This is a genomic window from Ruegeria sp. SAZD011, assembly GCF_059612545.1.
In genome coordinates this window covers 240,347-264,189 of record NZ_JBXWQU010000014.1, presented here as the reverse complement: position 1 = coordinate 264,189, position 23,843 = coordinate 240,347, and the positions used below count along the sequence as shown (strand labels likewise).

Below are 23,843 nucleotides of genomic sequence, written 5' to 3'. Positions count from 1 at the left end.
CTGGACAAGCCCTTGATCCATCCCGAAGAAATCCGCGTTCTCCTTCAGGATGCGGATGACATCGACCGTTCGCCATGTTAGAAAAGAGGCAAGGTACCCGCAAAGCGGTACCGCAGAGGGACGAGCAGGTCCCGCCAGAGTCTGATGCTTGTTCCGTGGCGCCACGCGTGCGGGCCGATGGTTCGTTGTGTCCGGTGGATGTCGAACCGCTATATCTGTATTGATCGGCGAAATACCGCGTCCCAGTGCAGAATCTTTCCATATTTTGTGGCTTTTTTGCGATTTGGGCGTGACGAGCCGCCGCAATATCAGTAGGATTATCTGTGGATAGGTAAGAAAAACTCCGCGCAAGGCGGGGGTAGAACAGGCGGACAGAGCATGACATTGAACCTTTCGATGCCCGGACAGGACGAGTTGAAGCCGCGGATCACCGTTTTCGGGGTCGGGGGCGCTGGCGGCAATGCCGTCAACAACATGATTGAAAAACAGCTGGAAGGCGTCGATTTCGTCGTTGCCAATACCGATGCACAGGCGCTGCAGCAGAGCCATGCGCCCTCACGCATCCAGCTGGGCGTCAAGGTGACCGAAGGGTTGGGCGCCGGAGCGCGCGCCACCGTGGGGGCCGCCGCCGCCGAAGAAAGCATCGAACAGATCGTTGATCATCTGGCCGGGGCGCATATGTGCTTCATCACCGCTGGCATGGGGGGCGGTACCGGCACCGGCGCGGCGCCGATCATCGCGCAGGCCGCGCGTGAATTGGGCGTGCTGACCGTAGGCGTGGTGACCAAGCCGTTCCAGTTCGAGGGCGCCAAGCGCATGCGTCAGGCCGAGGATGGCGTCGACGCGCTGCAAAAGGTGGTCGACACGCTGATCATCATTCCGAACCAGAACCTGTTCCGCCTGGCCAACGAAAAGACCACCTTTACCGAAGCTTTCAGCATGGCCGACGACGTACTCTATCAGGGCGTCAAGGGCGTGACCGACCTGATGGTGCGGCCCGGCCTGATCAACCTCGACTTTGCCGACGTCCGCGCCGTGATGGACGAGATGGGCAAGGCGATGATGGGTACCGGCGAGGCCGCAGGCGAGGATCGCGCCGTGCAGGCCGCCGAAAAGGCGATTGCCAACCCGCTGCTGGACGAGATCAGCCTGAACGGCGCCAAAGGTGTGCTGATCAACATCACCGGCGGCCATGACCTGACCCTGTTCGAACTGGACGAGGCAGCCAATATCATTCGCGAGAAAGTTGACCCCGATGCGAATATCATCGTCGGTTCGACCCTGGATACCTCGATGGACGGCGCAATGCGGGTTTCGGTCGTGGCGACCGGCATCGATGCGGTGGACGTGCAACTCGACATGCCCGTACCGCGCCGTCCGATGAATGCGCCGCTCAAGCAGAAGGTGGCCGCCGAAGAGAAGCCGGCGCCGCTGACGCTGGAGCAGCCCGCGGCACGCGAGCCCGTGGCCGAAGCCGCCGAGGAACCCAGCCTGTTCGAGGGCATGGATGTCGAGCAGGTGGCCGCGCACGATCTGGGCGAGGACATTCTGGATACGGGCGACGAGCGCGAGCTGCTGGACGACGACGGCCTGCCGCCGCCGGCCTATCAGCCGCAGGTGCCCGCCTTTGAACCCCGCGCCTTTGTCGAGGAAGAGGAGACCCCGGTCGAGACTTTCGTCGCGCCGCGCGCCGCGGCCCCCGGCACGCCTTCGCCCGAAGCGATGCGCCGCCTGCAAGCGGCTGCGCAAAAGGTGCCGTCGGCCCCGCAGCAGGGCAGTCGCCCCGCCGCGCAGCCGGCTGGCGACAAGCCGCGTTTCGGCTTCAACCGACTGATCGACCGGATGACCGGACACGCGCCGGACACCCCGCTGGATCGTGGCCCGGCCGTGGCTCGCAAGCAGCCCGTGATGCGCCCGAGTGACGCAGCGGCACCCGCGCAGGCCGAGGCCGACCCCGATCAGGAGCGGATCGAGATCCCCGCCTTCTTGCGCCGCCAGGCCAACTGATAGCGGTCACAAAATGGTTACAAAGGGTCGCCTGTTGGCGACCCTTTTTCGTTTTAGATCAATGATATAGGTCTAAGACGGCAGGGAATTGCCGATCCGTTTCGCGGATGTTTCAAACCGTTGCAAAGATTGAGTTGAGCCAACAGCCCCCCTCACTTACCTGATTGTCAACACAGCTCGCAGAGGCTGTAGGCAACCGTCAGAGGCCTATCTTGCAACATACGCTGAAATCCTCGGTCACCTTCCAGGGCGTTGGTCTGCATGGGGGTAAACCCGTCCGCATGACCCTTCGCCCAGCCGCAGCCGGATACGGCATCTGGTTCAAACGGACGGATATCGAGATCGGCGATGCCATGATCCCCGCGATCTATGATCTGGTCGACCGCACCCCGCTGTGCACCCGTCTGGTGAACGCCGCCGGTGTGTCGGTGTCGACGGTCGAACACATCATGGCGGCGTTGGCCGGTTGTGGCGTGCATAACGCGCTGATCGAACTGGACGGGCCCGAAGTGCCGATCATGGACGGATCCTCGGTCGAGTTCGTGCGCGGCATCATGGCGCGCGGCGTGCGGCAGCAGGCCTCGCCTGTGCTGGCCTATGAGGTGCTCAAGCCCATCACGGTGGAAAAGGATGGCGCGCGCGCCACCCTGATGCCGTCGGACGGCTTGGAGATCGAATTCACCATTGATTTCGAAGACAGCGCGATCGGGCGCCAGACCCGTCGCATGGACATGCGCAACGGCAGCTTCGCACGGGAATTGAGCGACAGCCGCACCTTTTGCCGGCGCGGCGATGTCGAGGCGATGCGCGCCAACGGGTTGGCCTTGGGTGGCACGCTGGAAAACGCCGTGGTCGTCGATGGCGACGAGATCCTGACGCCGGGCGGTCTGCGCCACGCCGACGAGGCGGTGCGCCACAAGATGCTGGATGCGTTGGGCGATCTTTACATGGCGGGCGGTCCGATTCTCGGCTGCTATGTCGGCGAAAAGGCCGGCCATGCCCTGACCAATGCGCTGCTGCGCGCGCTGTTTGAAACGCCGGGTGCAGTGCGCCCCGTGCTGTGCACCCCGGAACAGGCCGCGCGTCTGCCCGGCCAGGGGCTGATCTGGGCGGAAATCCCTCAGGTTGCCTGAAACGGTCAGATGAACCCTTGCTTTGCCTTTCGTCGCCCGGCCCTGTGTCGGGCAATGCTTTTAAGGCGTTTTGCAGCGGAATTTAATGTGCTAGACCAAGGCGCAATCGGGGGATACACCTCGCACGCAAGACGACAAGGACTAGCGGTATGATTGGCAGCAGGGCAGGTACCAGACTGGTTGGCGCACTTCTTTTGGCGACGTTCCTGGCGGCCTGTGACGGCGGTGGTTTTCGCACCGCGGCTGATCGCAGCCAGAATCTGGACGGCTATACGCCGGAACAGATATTCGAGCGCGGCGAATATGAGCTGTCGGTCAAGCGGACCGACGACGCGGCCTATTACTTTTCCGAGGTCGAGCGGCTTTATCCCTATTCCAACTGGGCCAAGCGCGCGCTGATCATGCAGGCCTTTGCCTATCATTCCGGCAAGGATTATCCCGAAAGCCGTGCCGCTGCGCAGCGTTACATCGACTTCTACCCGGCGGACGAGGATGCGGCCTATGCCCAGTATCTGCTGGCGCTCAGCTATTACGACCAGATCGACGAGGTCGGGCGCGACCAGGGCCTGACATTTCAGGCGTTGCAGGCGCTGCGCACGGTGATCGAGGTCTATCCCGACAGTGAATATGCCACTTCGGCGATCCTGAAATTCGATCTGGCCTTCGACCATCTTGCCGCCAAGGAGATGGAGATCGGCCGCTATTACCTGCGCCGCCAGCATTATTCGGCGGCGATCAACCGGTTCCGCGTTGTGGTCGAGGACTTCCAGACCACGACCCACACCGCCGAGGCGCTGCACCGGCTGGTCGAGGCCTATCTGTCTCTGGGTTTGGTGGAAGAGGCGCAGACGGCTGGCGCGATCTTGGGTCACAACTACCAATCCTCGGAATGGTACGAGGCGAGCTACAAGCTCCTGACCGCGCGCGGGTTGAAGATGCGCGATGTCGGCAACAACTGGCTGAGCCAGATTTACCGGCAGTCGATCAAGGGGCAGTGGTTGTAACAGGGCGACGGGCCATCGGCCCGTCCTGCGGAGCTTACGATGCTGCGGGCGCTTGAAATCCGGGACATGCTGATCATCGACCGGCTGGAGTTGGACTTCCGGCCCGGTCTCAATGTGCTGACCGGCGAGACCGGGGCGGGCAAGTCGATCCTGCTCGACAGCCTGGGCTTTGTTCTTGGCTGGCGGGGCCGGGCCGAGCTGGTACGCCAGGGCGCCGAGCAAGGCGAGGTCATCGCCGAGTTCGATCTGGTCCCTGGGCACCCGGCCCATGCGGTGCTGGCCGAGGCTGGCCTGCCCGGCGGCGACACGCTGCTGATGCGCCGGGTCAACACCGCCGACGGGCGCAAGACCGCCTGGGTCAACGATCGCCGCTGTTCGGGCGAGGTGCTGCGGGCGCTTTCCGAGACGCTGATCGAACTGCATGGCCAGCATGACGACCGCGGCCTGCTGAACCCGCGCGGCCACCGGGCTATGCTGGATACATATGCCGGTCTGACGGCCGAGCTTGAGGCGGTTCGCGCGGCCTGGTCCGCACAGTCCAAGGCCCGCAAGACAGTGGCGGCCACCGAGGCGGCGCTGGAGGCGGTACGCGCCGAAGAGGAATATCTGCGCCACGCGGTCGGAGAACTCGACACGCTCGACCCGCAGCCGGGAGAAGAGGCCGAGTTGGACGCCCGCCGCCGCCTGATGCAGGGGGCCGAACGTATCCGCGACGATGTCGCCCGCGCCTTTGCCCTGATCGGCAGCGACGGGGCCGAGGGCGCCATGAGCGACGCGATCCGCTGGCTCGACGGGGTCGCCGACAAGGCCGAGGGTCGGCTGGAGACCGCCGTTGCGGCGCTGGGCCGGGCGCTGATCGAGCTGGGAGAGGCGCAGTCGGGGGTCGAAGACTGTCTGGATGCGCTCCAGTTCAATCCGGCGGAGCTGGAAGAACTGGAGGAACGTCTGTTCGCGATCCGGGCACTGGCGCGCAAGCATGGCGTCGCTCCGGACGAATTGGGCCCGTTTGCAGACACCCTGCGCGGCAAGCTGGCGGCACTGGATGCGGGCGATGCCGATCTGGCGGCGCAACGCGCGGCGCTGGCCAAGGCCGAGGCCGCCTATGAGGCGGCGGCGGCGGCGCTGTCGCAGGCCCGTCACGCCTCGGCCGGAGAACTGGACGCGGCGGTGATGCACGAGCTGGCCCCGCTCAAGATGGAGCGCGCGGTGTTTCAGACCCGGATCACCGAGGGCGAGCCGGGCCCCGAGGGGCGTGACGTCGTCGCTTTCGAAGTGGCCGCCAACCCGGGCGCGCCCGCCGGGCCGCTGAACCGCATCGCCTCGGGCGGTGAACTCAGCCGCTTTCTGCTGGCGCTCAAGGTCTGTCTGCGCGGCGATGATGGCGGCAAGACGATGATCTTTGACGAGATCGACCGGGGTGTCGGCGGCGCCACCGCCGATGCGGTGGGCCGGCGGCTCGAGGCGCTGGCGGGCGCGGGGCAGGTGCTGGTGGTGACCCACTCGCCGCAGGTGGCCGCGCGCGGCGCCCATCACTGGCGGGTGCAGAAACGGGTCGAGGCGGGCGCGACCCTGTCGACCGTGGTGGCGCTGTCGGACCCCGAGCGGGAGGATGAGATCGCCCGCATGCTCTCGGGCGACACCGTGACCGAGGCCGCCCGCGCCGCCGCCCGCGCCCTGCTCGACGCCTGACGGCAACACCGGCGCACAAGCCAGTGAGACTCAACGGGTTTTGCCTTTCCTGACGGTCCCCGGTGTCCTAGTAAGGTTAAAAGACCTTCGCGAGTGCGTGATGACCCAATCCACCCGCACTGTTCTGGTGCAGCAGTTTCTTCAGGCCAGGGCCGAGATTGTCGATGCCTGGCATGTGCTGCGCCATCGCGGTCCCAGTCAGGTGCAGTTCTGGTTCATCGCCCTTGCGATCGGCATTGCGGCAGGGCTTGCCGCGGTTACCTTTCGCAAGGGAATCAATGCTCTGCAATCGGTTCTTTACGGCAACGAGGATGTGCGTTTCCTGCACAGCCATGCCGCGAACCTGCCCTGGTACTGGTTGTTGGTGATCCCCATTATCGGTGGGCTTGTCGTTGGCCTGATCCTGCACAAGACCACGCCCGATGGCCGCGTCCGCTCGGTCGCCGACGTGATCGAGGGGGCGGCGCTGACCGATGGCCGGGTCGAGACGCGGGCCGGGATCGGCTCGATGCTGGCCTCTCTGGTCACGCTCAGTTCCGGCGGGTCGAGCGGGCGAGAGGGGCCGGTGGTGCATCTTGCCGGGGTGATTTCGACCTGGGTCTGCCAGCGTATCAACGCCGATGGCATCACCGGGCGCGATCTGCTTGGCTGTGCCGTGGCGGCGGCGGTTTCGGCCAGCTTCAATGCGCCCATCGCCGGTGCGCTTTTCGCGCTTGAGGTGGTGTTGCGGCATTTCGCGGTCCATGCCTTTGCCCCGATCGTCATCGCTTCGATTGCCGGGACGGTGATCAACCGCTTGGACCGGGGCGATGTGACCGAATTCATCCTCAACACGCCCGGAGCGCTGCAATTCTATGTCGAACTGCCGGCGTTTCTGTTGCTTGGGCTGGTCTGCGGTCTGGTGTCGCTGTTGATGATGCGGTCCGTCTTTCTGGCCGAGGATCTGGGCACCCATGTGCAGAACCGGCTGCGCATGCCCCGGTGGCTGCGCCCGGCGGTGTCCGGCGCGCTGCTGGGGCTGCTGGCGATCTGGTTTCCGCATATCATCGGAGTGGGCTACGAGACGACGCTGCTGGCGTTGAGCGGTGAACTGGCACTTGGCACCGCGATCCTGTTTGCGGTGATCAAGACGGTCGCTTTGGCGCTCACCATGGGCGGGCGCATGGGGGGCGGGGTGTTCTCGCCTTCGCTGATGATCGGGGCGTTGACCGGGTTGGCCTTTGGCCTGATCGCCACGCGGATGCTGCCGGATGTGTCGGGCACCCATGTGCTCTATGCCTTTGCCGGCATGGGGGCGGTGGCGGCGGCGGTTCTGGGGGCGCCGATCTCGACCACGATGATTGTGTTCGAGCTGACCGGCGACTGGCAGATCGGCCTGGCGGTGATGGCCTCGGTCAGCATGTCGACGGCGCTGGCGTCGCGACTGGTGGACCGGTCCTTCTTTCTCACCCAGCTGGAGCGGCGCGACGTGCATCTGGCGGCGGGGCCCCAGGCCTATCTGCTGGCGATGCTGCGCGCAGGCGCGGTGATGCGGCCCTTGGGTGATCCGCGCTGCCTGGACCGCGCGGGGTGCGAGGCGCTGATTGCCGAGGGCGTCTGTGTGCCCGCAAGCGCCACGCTCGAAGCGGCAATGCCCTGGTTCGACCGCGACGAACATGCCTGTATCCCGGTTGTGGTTCGCGAAGAGGACGGCAGCGAGACCCCGGTCGGTGCGCTCTATCACATCGACGCGCTCAAGGCCTATACCCGCGCGCTCGCCGCCACCGCTGCCGAGGAGCATTCCTGACAAGCGCGGCACTCGCCGAGCACCTCGTTGAGGATAGTGTCAGCGCTTTTCGGGGAACTGCTTTCGGACAAATGGAGGCGAGTACCGGAATCGAACCGGTGTACACGGATTTGCAATCCGCTGCGTCACCACTCCGCCAACTCGCCTCGGCAGGGCATAAGCCCTTGCGGTGTAGCGGCGATCTAGCACTGGCGCGCGTGAAGCGCAAGACCGCTGCCACACTGATTTTGCCGATCGCCCCACTTTCCTGCGTTTCCCTGTTGCCTGCGCAGATACCGGCTCGCGCGCCGGAAACGGTGGGCTTGGGGGCCTCCGGGTCGCCGCTGCGGCCTCTACGTCATTTCTCCTCAAGCATTGGGCCATCCGCGCGGGGTTTTGCCGCGATGGGCCGTTGCCGGGGCCGTGCCGTTGTGGCAAAAGCCGGTAAGCGATCTACAAGTGAGCCAGACCATGACCGATTTCGCCACCCGCCGCCGCATGATGGTGGACACCCAGGTCCGCCCATCGGACGTCACCAAGTTTCCGATCATCGAGGCGATGCTGACCGTCCCGCGCGAGATTTTCGTGCCGGATGCGCAGCGCGACGTGGCCTATGCCGACGCGATGATCGACCTGGGCGAGGGGCGTGCCATGCTCGAACCTCGGACGCTGGCCAAGATGCTCGATGCTGCGGCAATCGACGGGGATGAGATGGTACTCGATGTGGGGTCGGGCCTGGGCTATTCGGCTGCTGTTGCGGCGCGAATGGGCGAGCTGGTCGTTGCGGTCGAAGAGGTTCCGGACCTTGCCGAAGAGGCGCAGACCCTGCTGATGGATCAGGGCGCCGACAACGCGGTTTTGCATCACGGGGCGCTGGCCGAGGGCGCGGCCGAACACGGTCCCTATGACGTGATCCTGATCCAGGGCGGGGTCGAGCAAGTGCCGGATGCGCTGACCGACCAGTTGAAAGAGGGCGGGCGAATTGTCGCGGTGTTCATGGATGGTGCCCTGGGCACGGTCCGGGTCGGGCGCAAATCCGCGTCGGGCCTGTCATGGCGGCAGGTATTCAATGCCACCGCGCCTGTTCTGCCGGGGTTCGCTCGGGAGCGCGCATTCAGCCTCTGAACAGGGGCGGCCCGACCTCGGCGCTTGCGTTTCGTCGGGGATGCGCGTCTTCTGCAAGGGGCAAAGACTGATTTGAGCATTTGGAGGCAGGAGAACATGTTGCGGACGCTTACGGGACGATTGTCGAAGGTGGCGGTGCTGGCGGCTGGGGTCGCTGTGCTTGCCATCGCACCCAGACCGGCGGCTGCGGACAATCTCGCTGATGCGCTGATCGGGGCCTATAATACAAGCGGTTTGCTGGAGCAGAATCGGGCCCTGCTGAGGGCCGCGGACGAGGATGTCGCCATCGCGCTTTCCGCCCTGCGCCCGATCGTGAACTGGACCGTGCGGCTACAGACCAGCTACTCGCGCAGCGGCAATGCGCTGGCCTCGACCACATCCACACCCGACACGTTCTTTGCCGGCCTCGACCTGACGCAGCTGATCTATGACGGAGGCGCGGCGCGGTTGGGCAAACAGGCGGCGCAGGAAACCGTGCTGGCCACCCGGCAGGCGTTGGTCCAGGTCGAGCAGCAGGTGCTGTTCCGCGCGGTCACCGCCTATCTCAACGTGCTGCTGCAAGAAGAGACGGTCGGAATCCGCCAGAACAACGTCCGGCTGCTGGGCGAGGAACTGCGTGCCTCGCAGGACCGGTTCGAGGTGGGTGAGGTCACCCGGACCGACGTGGCCCTGTCTGAATCCCGCCTGGCGAACGCCCGGGCCAATCTGGCCGATGCCAATGGCGCGCTCACCACGGCCCATGCCGAGTACATAAATGCCGTCGGGCGCCATCCGGGTCGCACCTCCGGCCAGCCTGCAATGCCGGGTCTGCCGCGCAGCGAGGACGACGCCGCCGCGCTGGCATTGCGCAATCATCCTTCGCTCATCTCGGCGCAGCATCAGGTGCGCGCACTCGACCTCACGGTCGAACAGCAGCGTGCCAATCTGGGTCCCAATGTGCGGTTTCAGGCGGAACTGGGCTTTACCGATGATTTCGGCGGCACCGCATTCAACGATTCTGCCAGCGCGAGCGTGATTTACTCGCAGCCAATCTATGCCGGTGGTCGCCTGACCTCGGTCCTGCGCCGGGTCATGGCCCAGCGCGACGCGTCGCGCGCCAACCTGCTGAACGTGCAGCGCGATGTGACGCAGGATGTCAGCAACGCCTATGTCCGGTTCCAGACCGCCAATGCCAGCCTTACCGCCTCGGACGAACGGGTGCGCGCGGCGCAGGTCGCGTTTGACGGTATCCGCGAAGAGGCCACGCTGGGCGCCCGCACCACGCTGGATGTGCTGACCGCCGAGCAGGACCTGCTGGATGCGCAACTGGCCCGGATCTCGGCCCGCACCGAACGCTCGTTGGCGGCCTATCAGCTGCTGGCCTCGCAGGGGCTTCTGACCGCCGAACGGCTCGGGCTGGCAGTGCAGATCTATGACCCGACGCTGTATTACAACATGGTGAAGGATGCGCCGGCCGCGATCTCGAAACGCAGCCGCGATCTGGACCGTGTTCTGGAAGCACTGGGGAAGAAGTGACAATTCGCGCCGTATGTTGTCGGACCGGCGGAATTTCGCTACACTCCTGGCCGAGGCCAAGAGTGGTAATACCAGATGTCTGATCCTGCAAAGCATGTAGAGATCGAGGATGTTCTGTCTTCGATCCGGCGATTGGTAAGCGAAGAGGGACGTGCAGGTGCGCGATCCGAGGTCGCGGCGGTCGCTCCGAAACCGGGAAAGCTGGTGCTGACTCCGGCATTGCGGGTCGCCGAAGCGATTGAACCGGACACAAGCGAAGCGGCCACCGAGCCTGACCCGGTGTCCGAGCCGGAGGGGCGCGCTCCCTGGACCGATCCCGACGCCACCCTGTTTTCTGCCGCGGTGGCGGCCGGTGAACGTCCGGTCGCATCGGAAACGGAGGAGGCGAGCGAACAGGAACCGGCGCCAGAGCCGATCGTGCTTACGCCCGAAGATCTGGTCGACGAGACCGATGGGGGAGAGAACCATCATTTGACCGAGTGGGACGCTGAGGCCGACGAGATGATGCCCGAGGCGGTCGAGGACGAGGACGCGGTCGAGGACGAGGACGCGGTCGAGGACGAGGACGCGGTCGAGGACGAGGAGGCAGTAAGCGATCCGGGGGCTGACCCGGATGCGGACGGCCCGATCGAAGACAGCCTGACCGCGCGAATCGAGGTGCTGGAAACCATGATCAGCCAGGTCGACGAGGATTGGGAGCCCGATGGGCTTAGCACGGACGCCTATTCAGGCACCAGCGGCGCGGCAATGGCGTGGCAGGATCACGAACCGCAGGCGCAAGGCGATGCCTCGGCATCCCGCATCAACCCGGAGCCGGCGGAAGAGGTCTTGTCCGACGATCCCTCGGTCCTGTCGTCCGACGAGGCCTTTCTGGACGAGGAAAGCCTGCGCGAGTTGGTCGCCGATATCGTGCGCGAGGAGTTGCAGGGTGCCTTGGGCGAGCGGATCACCCGCAACGTGCGCAAACTGGTCCGCCGAGAGATTCACCGGGCGCTGACCGCGCAGGAACTGGACTGATCAGCGCCGCTGCGGCGGTTCGGCCAGGGACAAGAGCAGGTCGAGGTCCATATGGGCCTCGATATGGTCGGCCAGCGCGTCCAGCACCTGTTCGACCCCATCCTCATAGCCCACAAGCGCCTCGTGCCCCAGCTCGCCCAGATAGCGGGCGCGGAACGCATCCGAGGCGAAGAGACCATGCAGATAGCTGCCGCGAACGCGCCCGTCGGGTGAGGCGGCCCCTTCGGGCCTGCCGTCGATCTCCAGCCAGGCACGGGCGCAATCCGCCCCATCGGTGCGGCCGATATGGATCTCGTAACCGGTGACCGGTTCGCGGCCGGGCAGGGCAGTGGCATGGCGCAGCGTGACCTGCTTGTCGCCGGTCATCACCGTATGTACGTCGAGCAGGCCCAGCCCCTCGGTCCGGCCCGGATGGCCCTCGATCCCGTCGGGGTCGTCGATGCTCTGCCCCAGCATCTGATAGCCGCCACACAGGCCCAGAACATGGCCGCCACGCCGAACATGGGCGTAGAGGTCGATATCCCAGCCTTGGGCGCGGAAATAGGCCAGGTCGCCCACGGTGGACTTGCTGCCGGGCAGCAGGACCAGATCGGCATCGCCGGGCAGGGGGCGGCCCGCCGGCACGATCTCGACACTGACCCCCGGCTCGGCCGCCAGCGGGTCGAGATCGTCGAAATTCGCCATCCGCTCCAGTTGTGGCACCACCACCTTGCAAGCGCCTCCGGGGGCCGAGCGAATGTCCATCATGTCCTCGGCGGGCAGGCGCCAGGCGTCGTTGAACCAGGGCACCACGCCAAGGCAGGGCCAGCCGGTGCGCCGGGCGATATCGTCGCGGCCCTCGTCAAACAGCGTGATGTCGCCCTTGAAGCGGTTCACCGCAAAGCCGCGGATTTGCGCCAGGTCGCCCGGCTCCAGCACCGCCTGGGTGCCGACGATCTGGGCGATCACGCCGCCGCGGTGAATGTCGCCCACCAGCACCACGGGCACCCCCGCCGCGCAGGCAAAACCCATATTGGCAATGTCGCCCGCGCGCAGGTTGGTCTCGGCCGGGCTGCCGGCCCCCTCGATCAGCACCAGATCGGCGTCGCCGCAAAGCCGGTCGAAACTTTCCAGAGCCTTCTCCAGCAAATGCGCCTTGTTCTTGCGGTAATCGCCCGCGCGCATGGTGCCCGCGCGCTTGCCCTGAACCACGATCTGGGCGCCGGTATCGGTCTCGGGTTTCAGCAGGATCGGGTTCATGTCGGTGTGGGTCGCCCGCCGGGCGGCGCGGGCCTGAAGCGCCTGCGCGCGCCCGATCTCGCCACCGTTTTCGGTGGCGGCGGCATTGTTGGACATGTTCTGTGGCTTGAACGGCGCCACCCGTAGCCCACGCCGCGTGAACGCGCGGGCCAGTCCCGTCACCAGCATCGACTTGCCGACATTGCTGCCGGTGCCCTGGATCATGATCGCCCGAACCATGCGCGGCCCTTTCCGTTTGGCTCAGAAGACCCGATTCCGGGTCGGCTGGATAGTCCCCGCGCGGCAGGTCACGGGCGGGTTGCGGCGCGGATGAAAGCATCAACGAACGTGCCCGGCGCCGGGCAACAAAAAACGCGCCCGGCAGCGGGGCGCGTCTTTGCATGTGGCAAGGCCGGTCTCAGGCGGCTTCGGCCTGGGCGGCGTTGCGACGCTCGCTTTCCTCGCGCGACAGCGCGACCGAGGTGCGCACACCGCGCCCCACGAATTCCATCAGGCCGCGCACCACCCGCTCGTTCGGGTCGATACCGGCACAGCTCAGCACTTCGCGCCCATCGCGCGACCGGGCCCAGCGGGCGATCTGCTCGGGACCGTTGCCATATTTCTTGTCGTCGGCGATGGCATCGTCGAGTGCGGCCAACACAACGGCCGCGAAGAGTTTACGTGCACGGTTGCCTTGCTCGTTGTTAAAGGCGGTGCCGTCAACGAAATCTTTCATCTCGTCTTCCTTGTTGTTCTTGCTCTTGCAATTTTCGGCGTGGCGTTCCTTATGACGGATCGGGCACGATTCGGGTACCTTTAATTTGCATGGGTGTACTGCAAATTTTGCATGGCTCGCTGCGGATGCAGCACTAGGTTTCGTTGTCTTGCCTGGGGCCGTCCCGCCAGATATAGGGGCGCAAATGGGTGCATCAACCGTCGTGTGAAGGAATTATGTCATGCCCAAGATCAACGGAAACGAAATTCGCCCCGGCAATGTGCTGGAGCATAATGGTGGGCTTTGGGCGGCTGTGAAAGTCGATCACGTCAAGCCCGGCAAGGGCGGTGCCTTTGCCCAGGTCGAGCTGCGCAACCTGCGCAACGGTTCGAAACTGAACGAACGCTTTCGCAGCGCCGACAAGGTCGAGCGCGTGCGTCTGGAGCAGAAGGATCAGCAATTTCTCTATGAATCCGATGGGATGCTGGTCTTTATGGATGCAGAGACTTACGAGCAGATCGAACTGCCCGCCGACCTGCTGGGCGAGCGTCGCCCCTTCCTTCAGGACGGCATGACCATCCTGGTCGAGTTCTACGAGAGCGAGGCACTGAACGCCACGCTGCCGCAAAAGGTGACCTGCAAGATCGTCGAGACCGAGCCGGTGGTAAAGGGTCAGACCGCCGCCAACTCGTTCAAGCCGGCGCTGCTGGACAATGGGGTCAAGGTGATGGTGCCGCCCTTTATCGGGCAGGACGAAATGATCGTGGTGAACACCGAAACCATGGAATATTCCGAACGCGCGTGACGTCACGTCGTTTGCGCGATACGGGCCGTCCCAAGAGGGCGGCCCGCTGCTTTTTGGGGCTCATGCGCGCTCCGCGAACAACTCGCGCAGCAGTTCGAACTTGATCCGATTGGCGCTGACCTGCCGGTAAAAAGCGATCAGAAAGGCGGTGGGGGCCTGAATGCGGCCCAGCCCGCTGACCGCCGCGACCACGGTACCCACATCCGTGCGTCCATGCAGCACCAGCCAGCCGCCCAGCATCAGCACCGCCACCGTACCGGCGCCGTTGATGGCGCTGATCACGAATTTGGTCGAGAGCTTCCACAGGAACATGTTGCGGCGAGTGGCATAGATCTCGTCAAAGGTCTGCTCGACCTCTGTGACCGCCGCGGCGATGTCCTCCTCGCTCAGCCGGTTGCCGGCGGCGCGCAACAGCTTCACCCGTCGCGCCACATAACGGTTCACCTGGCGTTGAGACAGCAGCACGATGGCGATCTGCGGCAGGATCATCAACAGGGCGATCAGGCCCAGGCCCGGTTGGGTTGACGAGATATAGCCGATGACGCTGACCAGCGTTCCAATCTGCACCACCGGATCGGCAAAGGCGCCGCCGGCGAATTTGCCCAGTTCCTCGGCTTCGGCGCTGACAGCGGTGGTCAGCGTACCCTGATGCAGGTTGTTCCCCCCTTCGGCGGCACGGGTGACCAGACGCATGCGGATCAGGCGGATGACATGCTCACCCAGGGTGCCGGACAGGAAACCGGTCAGAAATTTCAGCACCAGGCTGGCCAGGATGGCGACGCCCATACCGGCGCCCAGCAGGAACAGGTTTCCAGCGTCGATCGCCTCGTCGGTCAGCAGGTTGACGATGTTGCGTTGGAATTCCAGCGGCACCGCCGCCAGAGTGGCAATCGCCAGCGACAGCACGATCAGCATCACCTGCCGACGCCCGCTGACCCGCCAGATCGCGGCATAGAGTTGCAGCATGTCCCGTCCCTCGTGGTTTTGCGCCAACACTGCCTTGGCGTCGGGACAAGATCAATCAGAGCATGCGCAACTGTGCCTCTCCCGCCTGCATTTCGCCGCTTGCCCGGTCAAAGCGTAAGTAGGCGATGGCGCGGTCGCCCGCGCGGGTATGCAGCGTGCCGACCGGCTTGCCATCGGCGGTGATCTCGGTGCCCGGTTCAGCGGGGCCGTCGATGGCGACGCGGGCCAATCCCTTGCGCAGCTCGGTCTTGTGTTTCATGCGCGCGGTCACTTCCTGACCGACATAACACCCCTTGCGGAAATCGACGCCGTTCAGCGCCTCGAACCCGGATTCCAGAAGATAGCTGTCGGGGGTCAGTTCGATCCCGGTCTCGGGGATGCAATGGGCGACCCGGATCGCGTCCCAGTCACTGCCGTCATCGCTCTCGGGCGCTGCTGTATAAGCGCGCCAGCCCAGCGCCGGATGGCGCGGGTCGGGCAGGGCGCCCGCCGGGGCGGGACCGGTGCCGCGTTGCAGGTGCAGCCCGCTGTCGCCGATCTCGACCGCGGCGCGCAGCTTGTACATGCTCAGGCGCTTGAGGGTTGCGTCGGCCAGGCTCTCGGCGATGTCGAGCAGGACGCTGTCGCCATCGCGGCACAGAAAGAAATCGGCCAGATACTTGCCCTGCGGCGTCAGCAGCGCGGCATAGACCAGCCCCTGATCCAGCTTGCGGATGTCATTGCTGACCAGCCCCTGAAGGAAACTGTCGGTGTCGGCACCACTCAGGCGCAGGATGCGGCGGCTGGGCATCTGGGGTCCTCGTCATCATGTTCGACCCCGTGATATAGGAGAAGCGCACCGCCTGACCAGAGGCCGCAGGAGACCGCCCGTGCCCGCACCGCTCAGCATCGTGATCCCGACCCTTCAGGCCGAAAGCGGCCTGCCGCGCCTGCTGGAGGCGCTGATCGAGGGGCTGCCAAGCGGCCTGATCCGCGAGGTGATCGTCAGCGATGGCGGCTCGCAGGACGCGACTTGTGCAATTGCCGAGGCGGCGGGGGCGCAGGTGCTGACCGGCCCGCCCTCGCGCGGGGGGCAGTTGCTGCGCGGCTGCGACGCGGCGCGGGGCGACTGGCTGTTGGTGCTGCATGCCGACACGCTGCCCGATCCCGGCTGGGCCGAGGTGGTGGCGGAGCACATCGCGGCCAGCGATGCTCCGGCCTGTTTCCGACTTGCCTTTCGCGCCAGCGGTCCGGGGGCGGCCTGGGTGGCGGGCTGGGCCAATCTGCGCACGCGGCTGTTTGGTCTGCCCTATGGCGATCAGGGTCTGCTGATACGGCGGCGCGATTACGAGGCGGCGGGCGGCTATCCCGACCAGCCGCTGATGGAGGATGTGCATCTGGTGCGTGCGCTGGCCCGTGCGCCCGTGCTGTTGCCGCACCGGGCAGTGACCGGGGCCGAACGCTATCTGCACGGCGGCTGGCTGCGCCGGGGCACGCGCAACCTCTGGACGCTGATGCGCTATTTTGCGGGCACCGATCCCGAGGTTCTGGCCCGGGCTTACCGGAGATAGCACTTGCCCTCGCCGTGGTATGGGCAAGAATGCCGCTACAACGCCGGGACCGGACGGGATGACTGAAACGGACAGGAAATCAGAGGAACAGGCCGCCTGGGCGGCGCTGTTCGCGCGCGACCCGGACGGGGTGATCGCCTGTCCCGCCTGCGACCGGCTGCACGTGGCCACGCCGGTGGCGCCGGGCCAGATCGCCCGCTGCACCCGCTGCCATTTCACCCTGATCGCGCCGCGCCGCGACACGCTGAACCGCACGCTGGCGCTGGCGCTCACTTCGGCGGTGCTGATGGTGGCGATGCTGAGCTTTCCCTTTCTGACCCTGTCGCGGCAGGGGCTGAGCCACGAGGTCTCGATTCTGGGCATGGTCACCGGGCTGGCCCATGGCTGGTATCTGCTGCTGGCGCTAGTGGTGGGGCTGTTCGTGATCGCCCTGCCGATGCTGCGGGCGGCGGCATTGGTCTATGTGGTCTGGTCGCTGCGACGTCCCCGGCTGGCGCCTGCCTCGCGCCGGATATTCCGCCTGGCCGAGGCGGTGGCGCCCTGGGCGATGACCGAGGTGTTCATCATCGGAACCGGGGTGGCGCTGGTCAAGGTCGCCGGCCTGGCACGGGTCGATTTCGGCACCGCCTTCTGGCTCTTCTGCGTCATGGTTCTGGTGCTGGCGCTGAAGAACGCCTCGGTCTGCCGCTGGACCATCTGGGCGCTGATGCGCGAGAAAAGCCGATGACCCGCGCCGCCGACATGGGCTGGATCGGCTGCCATAACTGCGGCGCGGTGCACGCGCCCGGGCCATCCCGCTGCCGGACCTGCGGCGCGGTGCTGCATGCACGCCTGCCCAACAGCCTGCAAAAGGTCTGGGCCTGGCTGCTGACCGGGGTGCTGTTCCTGATCCCCGCCAACCTCTATCCGCTGCTCAGCAACGAGATTTTTGGTCATGAAGAGGGGCATACCATCCTCGAAGGCATCGTTCTGTTTGCCCGCTCGGGCGATCTGTTGGTGGCCGGGGTGATCTTTCTGGCCAGTTTCGTGATCCCGGTGGTCAAGGTGGTGGTGATCGCGCTGTTGGCCTGGTCGGTGCATTTCGACTGGCAGATGGACCGGCGCAGGCGGCTGTTGCTTTATGAATTCGTCGAATTCATCGGTCGCTGGTCGATGATCGACGTGTTTGTGGTGGCGCTCTTGACCGGGTTGGTTCATCTGGGGGCGATCCTGTCGTTCCTGCCGGGATTGGGAGCGGTGTGTTTCGCCTTCTCCGTGATATGTACCATGCTGTCGGCGCAGGCCATGGACGCCAAATTGATTTGGGATGACGATCGGGATGAGTGACGCTCCGCAGTTGCGGCAACCGGATATCGAAACGCGCGTGGCGCGCGGCTGGCGCGGCCTGTCGCTGGTGTGGCTGGTGCCGGTCGCCGCCGTGGCCGGCGCGCTTGCGCTGGTCTGGCAGAACTATTCCAACCGCGACATTCCCATCAGGATCGAGTTTGCTGATGCCACCGGGATCGAGGTCGACAAGACCGAGATCCGCTTTCGCGAGGTCTCGGTGGGCCGGGTCAGCGGCATGCGCTTCAGCGAGGATTTGAGCCGCGTGATCGTCGAGGCCGAGATCCACCGCGAACTGGAACGCTATCTGGACAGCGATGCACGGTTCTGGCGGGTCACGGCCCGGGTGGGGCCGGGCGGTATCAGCGGGCTGAACACGCTGCTCTCGGGTGCCTATATCGCCGCCGACTGGGACGCGGTCGAGGGCGAGGCGGAACGTGATTTCGTCGCCGAGGCCGAGGCGCCCGCCGTGCCGCCGGGCACCAAGGGGCTGGCGGTGGTGCTGATCGCGCCCGACAGCGGCTCGGTCTCGGTGGGGGCGCCGATCCTGCACAAGGGCGTGCAGATGGGCAAGATCGCCGCCGTGCGCTATGACGCGCTCAGCGGTTCGGTCCTGTTGACCGGCTTCATCGAGGCGCCCCATGACAAGCTGATCAACTCGGCCACCCGATTCTGGAACGTGTCGGGCGCGGGGCTGGAACTGGGCGAGGGCGGCATCCAGCTCAAGGTCGACAGCCTCGCCTCGCTGTTGCAGGGGGGCGTTGCCTTCGACACCGCCATCTCGGGTGGCAAGGCGTTGGGCAAGCGGCCGATCTTTGACCTTTATGCCACCGAAGAGTCCGCCCGGGACAGCCTGCTGGGTGACAGCCTGCAAGCCACCGTCGAGGTGATGTCGAGTTTCGAAGGGTCGGTGCGCGGGCTCAAGATCGGGTCCGAAGTGATGTTCCGGGGCGTAAAGGTCGGGCAGGTGCGTCATCTCTCGGCCGAGATCGACGAGAGTGCGGGGGGCAGGCCCGATATCCGCATGCAGGTGATCTATACGATCGAGCCGGGGCGACTGGGTCTGCACGATGTCTCGACCCCCGACGATACCCTGTCGCTGCTGGCCACGATGGTCGAGCGCGGTGGCGTGCGGGCGCAGCTGATGCCGGCCTCGTTCTTTTCGGGCGGGCTGGTGGTGCAGTTGCAGGAAAACCCCGATGCGCCCGCCGCCACGCTGGATCGCGAGTCGACGCCGTTTCCCGCGATGCCGTCGCTACCGACGCCACCCGATACGCTGGCGGTGGCCTCGCAGAACGTGCTGGACCGGGTGGCAGCCTTGCCGGTCGAGGAACTGATGCAGCGCGCCATCGAGACACTGGAAAACGTCAACGTCATCCTGGCCGACGGCGATACCCGGCGCATCCCCGCCGATCTGCGTGACATGCTGGGCAATGTGAATGCGGTGGCGGGGTCGGAAAGCCTGCAGAAGCTGCCCGACGACCTGCGCCAGGCGCTGGCCTCGGTCAATGCGGTCCTGGCGCGGTTCGAGGCGGAAGAGGGCGCGCAGAAACTGGTTTCCGCGCTTGAGGAGTTGCGGACCGCCGCGACCGGTATTTCGGCGGCCAGCGCCGAATTGCCCGCGCTGGTCCGGGATATCGACGCGCTGGTGGCCAAGGCGGATGCCTTGCCGCTGGAGGAGGTCGTGGCCTCGGCCGACCGGGTCCTGCAATCCGCCGATACGCTGTTGCGCAGTGAAGACGTGGAACGGGTGCCCGCCGCGCTGAACGCGGCGCTGGAGCAGGCCGAACAGACGCTGGTGTCGATCCGCGATGCCGCCGGATCGGTCAACGACACGCTCACGACATTTGAAGAGAAACAGGTCGCCCAGACCCTGGTCGATGCGCTGGGCGATATGCGCAGTGCCGCCGCAAATGTCGAAACCGCCAGCGCCGAGCTGCCGCAGCTGGTCGCCGATATCGACCGGCTGATCGAGACCGCCAATGCGCTGCCGCTGGCCGATGTGACTGCCTCGGCCGACCGGGTGCTGCAATCGGCCGATGCCTTCCTGCGCAACGAGGATATGGACAAGGTACCCGGCGCGCTGGCCGGTGCGCTGGGAGAGGCGCAGCGCGCGCTGGAAGAGTTGCGGCAGGGCGGCGCGGTCGAGAACCTCAACCGAACGCTGGAAACCGCCAGCACGGCGGCGGACTCGGTTGCCCTGGCGGTGCAGACCCTGCCGGATCTTGCGGCGCGGCTCGACGCATTGGCCGACAGCGCCGAGGCGACCATCGGCGCCTATGGCCCCGGTTCGCCCGTCAATCGCGAGGTGCAGGCCGCCATCGGCGATCTGCGCGCGACCGTACGCTCGCTCAACGCGCTGGTTCAGGCGATCCGGCGCAAACCCAATTCCCTGCTCGTAGGACGCTGACCCATGAGACGACTGTTTGCCCTTGCTCTTCTGGCGCTGGCCGCTTGCGCCGGCCCCGAGGAACGCTATCTGCTGCCCGAGATCACCGGGGTCGAGACCTATCGCAGCAGCGTCCGTACCATCCAGGTGACGCGCATGGACCTGCCCGCCTATGTCAGCGACAGCGAAATCACGCTGTTGGGCGAGGACGGGGTGTTGCGGCCCACCAAGACCGGATTCTGGGCGGATGAGCCCGAACGCGCCCTGACCGAGATGCTGGCGGCGGGGTTGGATCAGGCGCTGACCGCCTCGGTCGCCGCCGATCCCTGGCCCTTCGAGGGGCTGGCCGATATCCAGGTCGCGGTCAAGGTGCACCGCCTGTCGGGCGTGCCGGGGCAGGCGCTGGCCTTTTCCGGGCAGTATTTCCTGACCTCGCCCGCGCATGGCAATATGGAGCGCGCCCGGCGGTTTTCCTATTCGGTGCCGATGAACGAGGCCACGATCCCCGCCTTTGCCGCCGCACAGACCGAGGCGCTGCGCCTGTTGGTCAATGAGATCGCGAAAACCATTGCACGGGGCTAGCGCAGCTCGACGATGGATTTGCCCAGCCGGAAAGGCGCGGCAAAGCTGACAAGGCACAATGCCAGCAGCTGGATCAGCAGGATATGGGCATTGGCCTGCAGATACTCCCATTCCGATTTCAGCTTGCCGATCTGCGCGATCAGATCCTCGTAGGCGCGGGCAAGGATCTGAAAGTCGCTGGCAATCAGCGGAACCTTGCGGCGCATCGCCTCGAGCGCCGCCTCGGTCGGGGCATCGAGCGTGGCAAAGACCAGAAATTCATCGACGGCAAAGGACTCGACCTGATCGGACATGTCGCGCATGCCGGGGCTGCCGAACAGCAGGTGCAGACCGACCAGCGGCGCCACCTCGCCGGTGACAGCGATGAAAAGCGGCAGATCGGCATTGCTGGCGGTCGAGGCGGACAGGAACTCGATCTTCTCGCACAGGACGGCGATGTCGTTGTCATAGGCCGGGTCGCAGAACCGCAGCCGGAACCGCGCCGCGTCACGGTCAAAGTCGGCGGTGGCGGCGTAGGCGATGTCGATCTGCCGGTCGAGGCGGGAATGATCGGTCTTGTAGAGCCCTGCCAGCACTGCCACCAGGGCACCGACACCTCCCAGCACGACCCAGACCAGGTCAGCGGTCTTCCAGGCGCGATGCCCCGCGGGCTTGCGCATCAACAACCATCCCGTGCCAACACAGCCGGCAAGGAAACAGAACAGAATGAGCGGTAGTTGATTGTCGGCAAGGAAACTCATGGCCGAAACACTAAGCACCCAGTCAGCCGGCGCAACGACTATCACGCGGATGTAAACCCACGATGCCACCGGGACCCGTGCAACGACATCAGGAGAGGGCGGCGCCATTCAGGGGCGGGAGCAGAATTTCAGCGAAATTCTGCCAAAGAAAATTGAAATTTTCTTTGGTCATTTTCTTTGCAAGAAAATGAGCCCGTACCTTGGAGGCGCTACGCCACTTTTCGGATCGACCGGCGCCAGAACCGTGTCATCAGCAAGGTTCCGGCGCAGGCGAGGCCCAGGGACAGGCCAGCCCAGACGCCGATCCCCTCCCATTGCAGCATGAAGCCCAGAACATAAGATGCGGGAATTCCGACCAGCCAATAGCTGACCGCGGCCATGACCATTGGCACTGTCGTGTCCTGCACGCCGCGCAACAGGCCCAGCGCCATCACCTGTGCCCCATCGACCAGCTGAAATAGCGCGGCCATGGCCAGCAACCCCACGCCGATGGTCAGGATTTGCGGCCGGTCGGGATCGTCGGGTTCCATGAACAGCGACACCAGCGGCGCCCCCCATCCCAGGAACAGGGCGATGGTCACCATCGACATGAGCAGCGACAGACCGATTGCCACCAGCCCGCCGCGCGCCAGATGCGCCCGGTCACGGCGGCCAAAAGCGGTGCCGGCGCGTATGGTTGCCGCATTGCTGAGGCCCAGATGCACCATGAACGTGGCCGAGGCCAGCTGGATCGCGATCCCATGCGCGGCCAGGGGTACCTTTCCCAGCCAGCCCATCATGACCGCCGATGCGGCAAACAGGCTGACCTCGGCCAGGTTGGTCAAGCCGATCGGCAGGCCCAGCCGCAGCACGCGGCGGAACATCTCGGCATCCGGGCGCCAGAAGCGTTGAAACAGCGTGTGTTCCGGCAAGCTCCGCAGCACATATATCACCACCACCGCAAGCGAGACCAACTGTGTGGCAACCGAGGCCACGGCAGCGCCCACCAGCCCCAGTTCGGGCGCCCCCCAATTGCCAAAGATCAGCATATAGTTGACAAGCGCGTTGATCAGCGCGGCGCCGACCAGGCTCCAGAACACGATCTGTGTGCGCTCGAGCGCCGCCAGATAGGATTTGAGCACCATTACCAACAGCGCCGGCACCATGCCCCAACCCGCCACCCGGAGGTATTCGGCGGCCAGCGCCGCCACCTCGGGCTCTTGCCCCAGCGCCAGCAGGATCGGTTGCGACCAGATCAGAAGTGGCAGCACCAGCACCGCAAAGATCAGCGAAGCCCAGAGCCCCATCCGCGTTGCCCGCCGGATCGAGGTTTCGTCCTCTTCGGCGGCGGCGGTGGCCACCATTGGCATCACGGCCCAGCCGAAGCCCGCGCCCAACAGAAAGAGCACAAAGAAATAGCTGCCCGCCAGCGTCACCGCCGCCAGCGCCTCGACCCCGTACCAGCCCAGCATGACGGTATCGGTCAACCCGATAGCGAATTGCGCCAGGTGCCCACCGATCAGCGGCAGGCCCAGCACCGCAATCGCCTTTGCATGGCCGCGATATGTCATCACCTTGGTCATCCGGTCAGGCTTAGGTGCGGGCAGAGGTGAGGGCAAGCACCATATTCGCCGTTGCACCATTGCCTCGGACTGATAGCCTGACCGGGTTCCGGGCCAAAGGGGAGAGAGATGTCAGACCCGTTCGATCAACTGATCCCCGAGGCGCGCACCTTTCTGGCAGAGCTTGCGGCCAATAACAGCCGCGACTGGTTCTCGGCGCAAAAGCCACGCTATGAGGCCGAATTGAAACGCCCCGCAGAGATGTTGTTGGATCAACTGGCTGCGCGGCTGGGGCCGGGCACCGCCACCAAATTGTTCCGACCCCAGCGCGATGTACGGTTCTCCAAGGACAAGACGCCCTATCACACCCATCTGCACCTGCTTTGGACCACGCCGGAGGGGGCGCAATACTTCTTTGGTGTCTCGCCCGACTATGTCACTGCAGGTGGTGGGCGAATGGGGTTCGACGCGAAAACGCTGACCCGCTATCGCGAGCGCCTGGCCCGCCTCGGTCCCGCATTGCTGACCGAGATCGAGACCCTTGTCGGGCAAGGCGCGCGGCTATCCGAGCCCGAGCTCAAGCGCCCCGCGCCGTCGATTGCGCCCGGCGATCCGCTCGCCGATCTGGCGCGCCGCAAGTCGCTGACGCTCTGGTTCGATCATGATGCCGGTCTGACCGATCTCGCCGCGCAACTAGCCCGCGACTTCGACCGGCTGACACCTTTTCAGGCGGCGCTCTCCGCCCTGCTGGCAGACTGA

21 protein-coding genes and 1 tRNA gene are annotated in these 23,843 nt (G+C 65.4%); 15 read left to right on the top strand and 7 right to left on the bottom strand.

From position 1 onward, the window contains the following. The first annotated feature begins 378 nt into the window (after window positions 1–378). The 5 genes from ftsZ to AC2FLM_RS04435 all read left to right on the top strand — a co-directional run bounded on the left by ftsZ (window position 379) and on the right by AC2FLM_RS04435 (window position 7,619). Window positions 379–2,007, top strand: a complete 1,629-nt coding sequence (ftsZ, locus tag AC2FLM_RS04455; RefSeq protein WP_496856082.1) for a cell division protein FtsZ — start codon at window positions 379–381, stop codon at window positions 2,005–2,007. A 212-nt stretch (window positions 2,008–2,219) separates the two neighbouring features. Then, complete coding sequence (gene lpxC / locus AC2FLM_RS04450; protein WP_496856080.1) at window positions 2,220–3,140, top strand: UDP-3-O-acyl-N-acetylglucosamine deacetylase; 921 nt, start codon at window positions 2,220–2,222, stop codon at window positions 3,138–3,140. Window positions 3,141–3,289: 149 nt separating this feature from the next. After that, on the top strand, window positions 3,290–4,144 hold the full coding sequence (locus AC2FLM_RS04445) for an outer membrane protein assembly factor BamD (protein ID WP_234137731.1): 855 nt from the start codon (window positions 3,290–3,292) through the stop codon (window positions 4,142–4,144). 39 nt (window positions 4,145–4,183) lie between these two features. Further along, entirely contained in the window at window positions 4,184–5,833 is a 1,650-nt protein-coding gene (gene recN / locus AC2FLM_RS04440; RefSeq protein WP_496856078.1) for a DNA repair protein RecN, read from the top strand. A 100-nt stretch (window positions 5,834–5,933) separates the two neighbouring features. Beyond that, the gene (locus AC2FLM_RS04435) at window positions 5,934–7,619 is read left to right on the top strand and encodes a chloride channel protein (protein ID WP_496856076.1); all 1,686 of its coding nucleotides are present in this window, start codon (window positions 5,934–5,936) and stop codon (window positions 7,617–7,619) included. A gap of 72 nt (window positions 7,620–7,691) precedes the next feature. On the opposite strand, the gene AC2FLM_RS04430 is transcribed toward AC2FLM_RS04435, so the two are convergent. Next, window positions 7,692–7,765 (bottom strand) — tRNA-Cys (locus tag AC2FLM_RS04430). Window positions 7,766–8,069: 304 nt separating this feature from the next. Between AC2FLM_RS04430 and AC2FLM_RS04425 the strand changes: the two genes are divergently transcribed. From AC2FLM_RS04425 to AC2FLM_RS04415, 3 genes are all read left to right on the top strand, one after another. Continuing rightward, window positions 8,070–8,723: a protein-L-isoaspartate O-methyltransferase family protein gene (locus AC2FLM_RS04425; RefSeq protein ID WP_496856074.1), complete on the top strand. Its 654-nt coding sequence runs from the start codon at window positions 8,070–8,072 to the stop codon at window positions 8,721–8,723. A 96-nt stretch (window positions 8,724–8,819) separates the two neighbouring features. Next, on the top strand, window positions 8,820–10,238 hold the full coding sequence (locus AC2FLM_RS04420) for a TolC family outer membrane protein (protein WP_496856072.1): 1,419 nt from the start codon (window positions 8,820–8,822) through the stop codon (window positions 10,236–10,238). 75 nt (window positions 10,239–10,313) lie between these two features. Then, complete coding sequence (locus AC2FLM_RS04415; protein WP_496856070.1) at window positions 10,314–11,255, top strand: hypothetical protein; 942 nt, start codon at window positions 10,314–10,316, stop codon at window positions 11,253–11,255. Here the strand turns inward: AC2FLM_RS04415 and AC2FLM_RS04410 are convergent, their stop codons facing one another. Then, window positions 11,256–12,713 (bottom strand): cobyric acid synthase, encoded by a 1,458-nt coding sequence (locus AC2FLM_RS04410; protein WP_496856068.1) that lies wholly within the window; start codon window positions 12,711–12,713, stop codon window positions 11,256–11,258. It lies immediately after the preceding gene. Between the two features lie 178 nt (window positions 12,714–12,891). Beyond that, a complete protein-coding gene (locus AC2FLM_RS04405; RefSeq protein ID WP_044028028.1) occupies window positions 12,892–13,209 on the bottom strand; it encodes a DUF6280 family protein in 318 nt (105 codons plus the stop codon). A 220-nt stretch (window positions 13,210–13,429) separates the two neighbouring features. On the opposite strand from AC2FLM_RS04405, the gene efp reads away from it, so the two are divergent. Further along, window positions 13,430–13,993, top strand: coding sequence for an elongation factor P (gene efp, locus AC2FLM_RS04400; RefSeq protein WP_234137738.1), 564 nt, complete (start codon window positions 13,430–13,432; stop codon window positions 13,991–13,993). A gap of 60 nt (window positions 13,994–14,053) precedes the next feature. Here efp and AC2FLM_RS04395 read toward each other — a convergent pair whose 3' ends face one another. Together AC2FLM_RS04395 and ygfZ are read right to left on the bottom strand one after the other, a co-directional pair. Beyond that, window positions 14,054–14,959 carry an ABC transporter transmembrane domain-containing protein gene (locus AC2FLM_RS04395; protein ID WP_234177164.1) on the bottom strand — a complete coding sequence of 302 codons (906 nt, stop codon included), beginning with the start codon at window positions 14,957–14,959 and terminating at the stop codon, window positions 14,054–14,056. 55 nt (window positions 14,960–15,014) lie between these two features. Next, window positions 15,015–15,749, bottom strand: coding sequence for a CAF17-like 4Fe-4S cluster assembly/insertion protein YgfZ (gene ygfZ / locus AC2FLM_RS04390; RefSeq protein ID WP_496856065.1), 735 nt, complete (start codon window positions 15,747–15,749; stop codon window positions 15,015–15,017). 79 nt (window positions 15,750–15,828) lie between these two features. On the opposite strand from ygfZ, the gene AC2FLM_RS04385 reads away from it, so the two are divergent. The 5 genes from AC2FLM_RS04385 to AC2FLM_RS04365 are packed head-to-tail and all read left to right on the top strand — an operon-like array spanning window position 15,829 to window position 20,803. Beyond that, entirely contained in the window at window positions 15,829–16,509 is a 681-nt protein-coding gene (locus AC2FLM_RS04385; protein ID WP_496856063.1) for a TIGR04283 family arsenosugar biosynthesis glycosyltransferase, read from the top strand. A 58-nt stretch (window positions 16,510–16,567) separates the two neighbouring features. Continuing rightward, window positions 16,568–17,236 carry a paraquat-inducible protein A gene (locus tag AC2FLM_RS04380; protein WP_234137742.1) on the top strand — a complete coding sequence of 223 codons (669 nt, stop codon included), beginning with the start codon at window positions 16,568–16,570 and terminating at the stop codon, window positions 17,234–17,236. After that, a complete protein-coding gene (locus AC2FLM_RS04375; RefSeq protein ID WP_234143384.1) occupies window positions 17,233–17,835 on the top strand; it encodes a paraquat-inducible protein A in 603 nt (200 codons plus the stop codon). Before AC2FLM_RS04380 ends, AC2FLM_RS04375 begins: the two co-directional genes overlap by 4 nt. After that, entirely contained in the window at window positions 17,828–20,242 is a 2,415-nt protein-coding gene (locus AC2FLM_RS04370) for a PqiB family protein (protein ID WP_496856060.1), read from the top strand. The genes AC2FLM_RS04375 and AC2FLM_RS04370 overlap by 8 nt, the downstream gene beginning before the upstream one ends. Window positions 20,243–20,245: 3 nt before the next feature. After that, window positions 20,246–20,803, top strand: coding sequence for a PqiC family protein (locus AC2FLM_RS04365; RefSeq protein ID WP_496856058.1), 558 nt, complete (start codon window positions 20,246–20,248; stop codon window positions 20,801–20,803). Here the strand turns inward: AC2FLM_RS04365 and AC2FLM_RS04360 are convergent. Both AC2FLM_RS04360 and AC2FLM_RS04355 read right to left on the bottom strand, forming a co-directional pair. Next, window positions 20,800–21,543 (bottom strand): hypothetical protein, encoded by a 744-nt coding sequence (locus AC2FLM_RS04360; RefSeq protein WP_496856056.1) that lies wholly within the window; start codon window positions 21,541–21,543, stop codon window positions 20,800–20,802. The two genes, AC2FLM_RS04365 and AC2FLM_RS04360, sit on opposite strands and share 4 nt — an antisense overlap. A 209-nt stretch (window positions 21,544–21,752) precedes the next feature. Next, complete coding sequence (locus tag AC2FLM_RS04355; protein WP_496856054.1) at window positions 21,753–23,105, bottom strand: MATE family efflux transporter; 1,353 nt, start codon at window positions 23,103–23,105, stop codon at window positions 21,753–21,755. Between the two features lie 108 nt (window positions 23,106–23,213). On the opposite strand from AC2FLM_RS04355, the gene AC2FLM_RS04350 reads away from it, so the two are divergent. Then, window positions 23,214–23,843 carry a TIGR02453 family protein gene (locus AC2FLM_RS04350; RefSeq protein ID WP_496856053.1) on the top strand — a complete coding sequence of 210 codons (630 nt, stop codon included), beginning with the start codon at window positions 23,214–23,216 and terminating at the stop codon, window positions 23,841–23,843.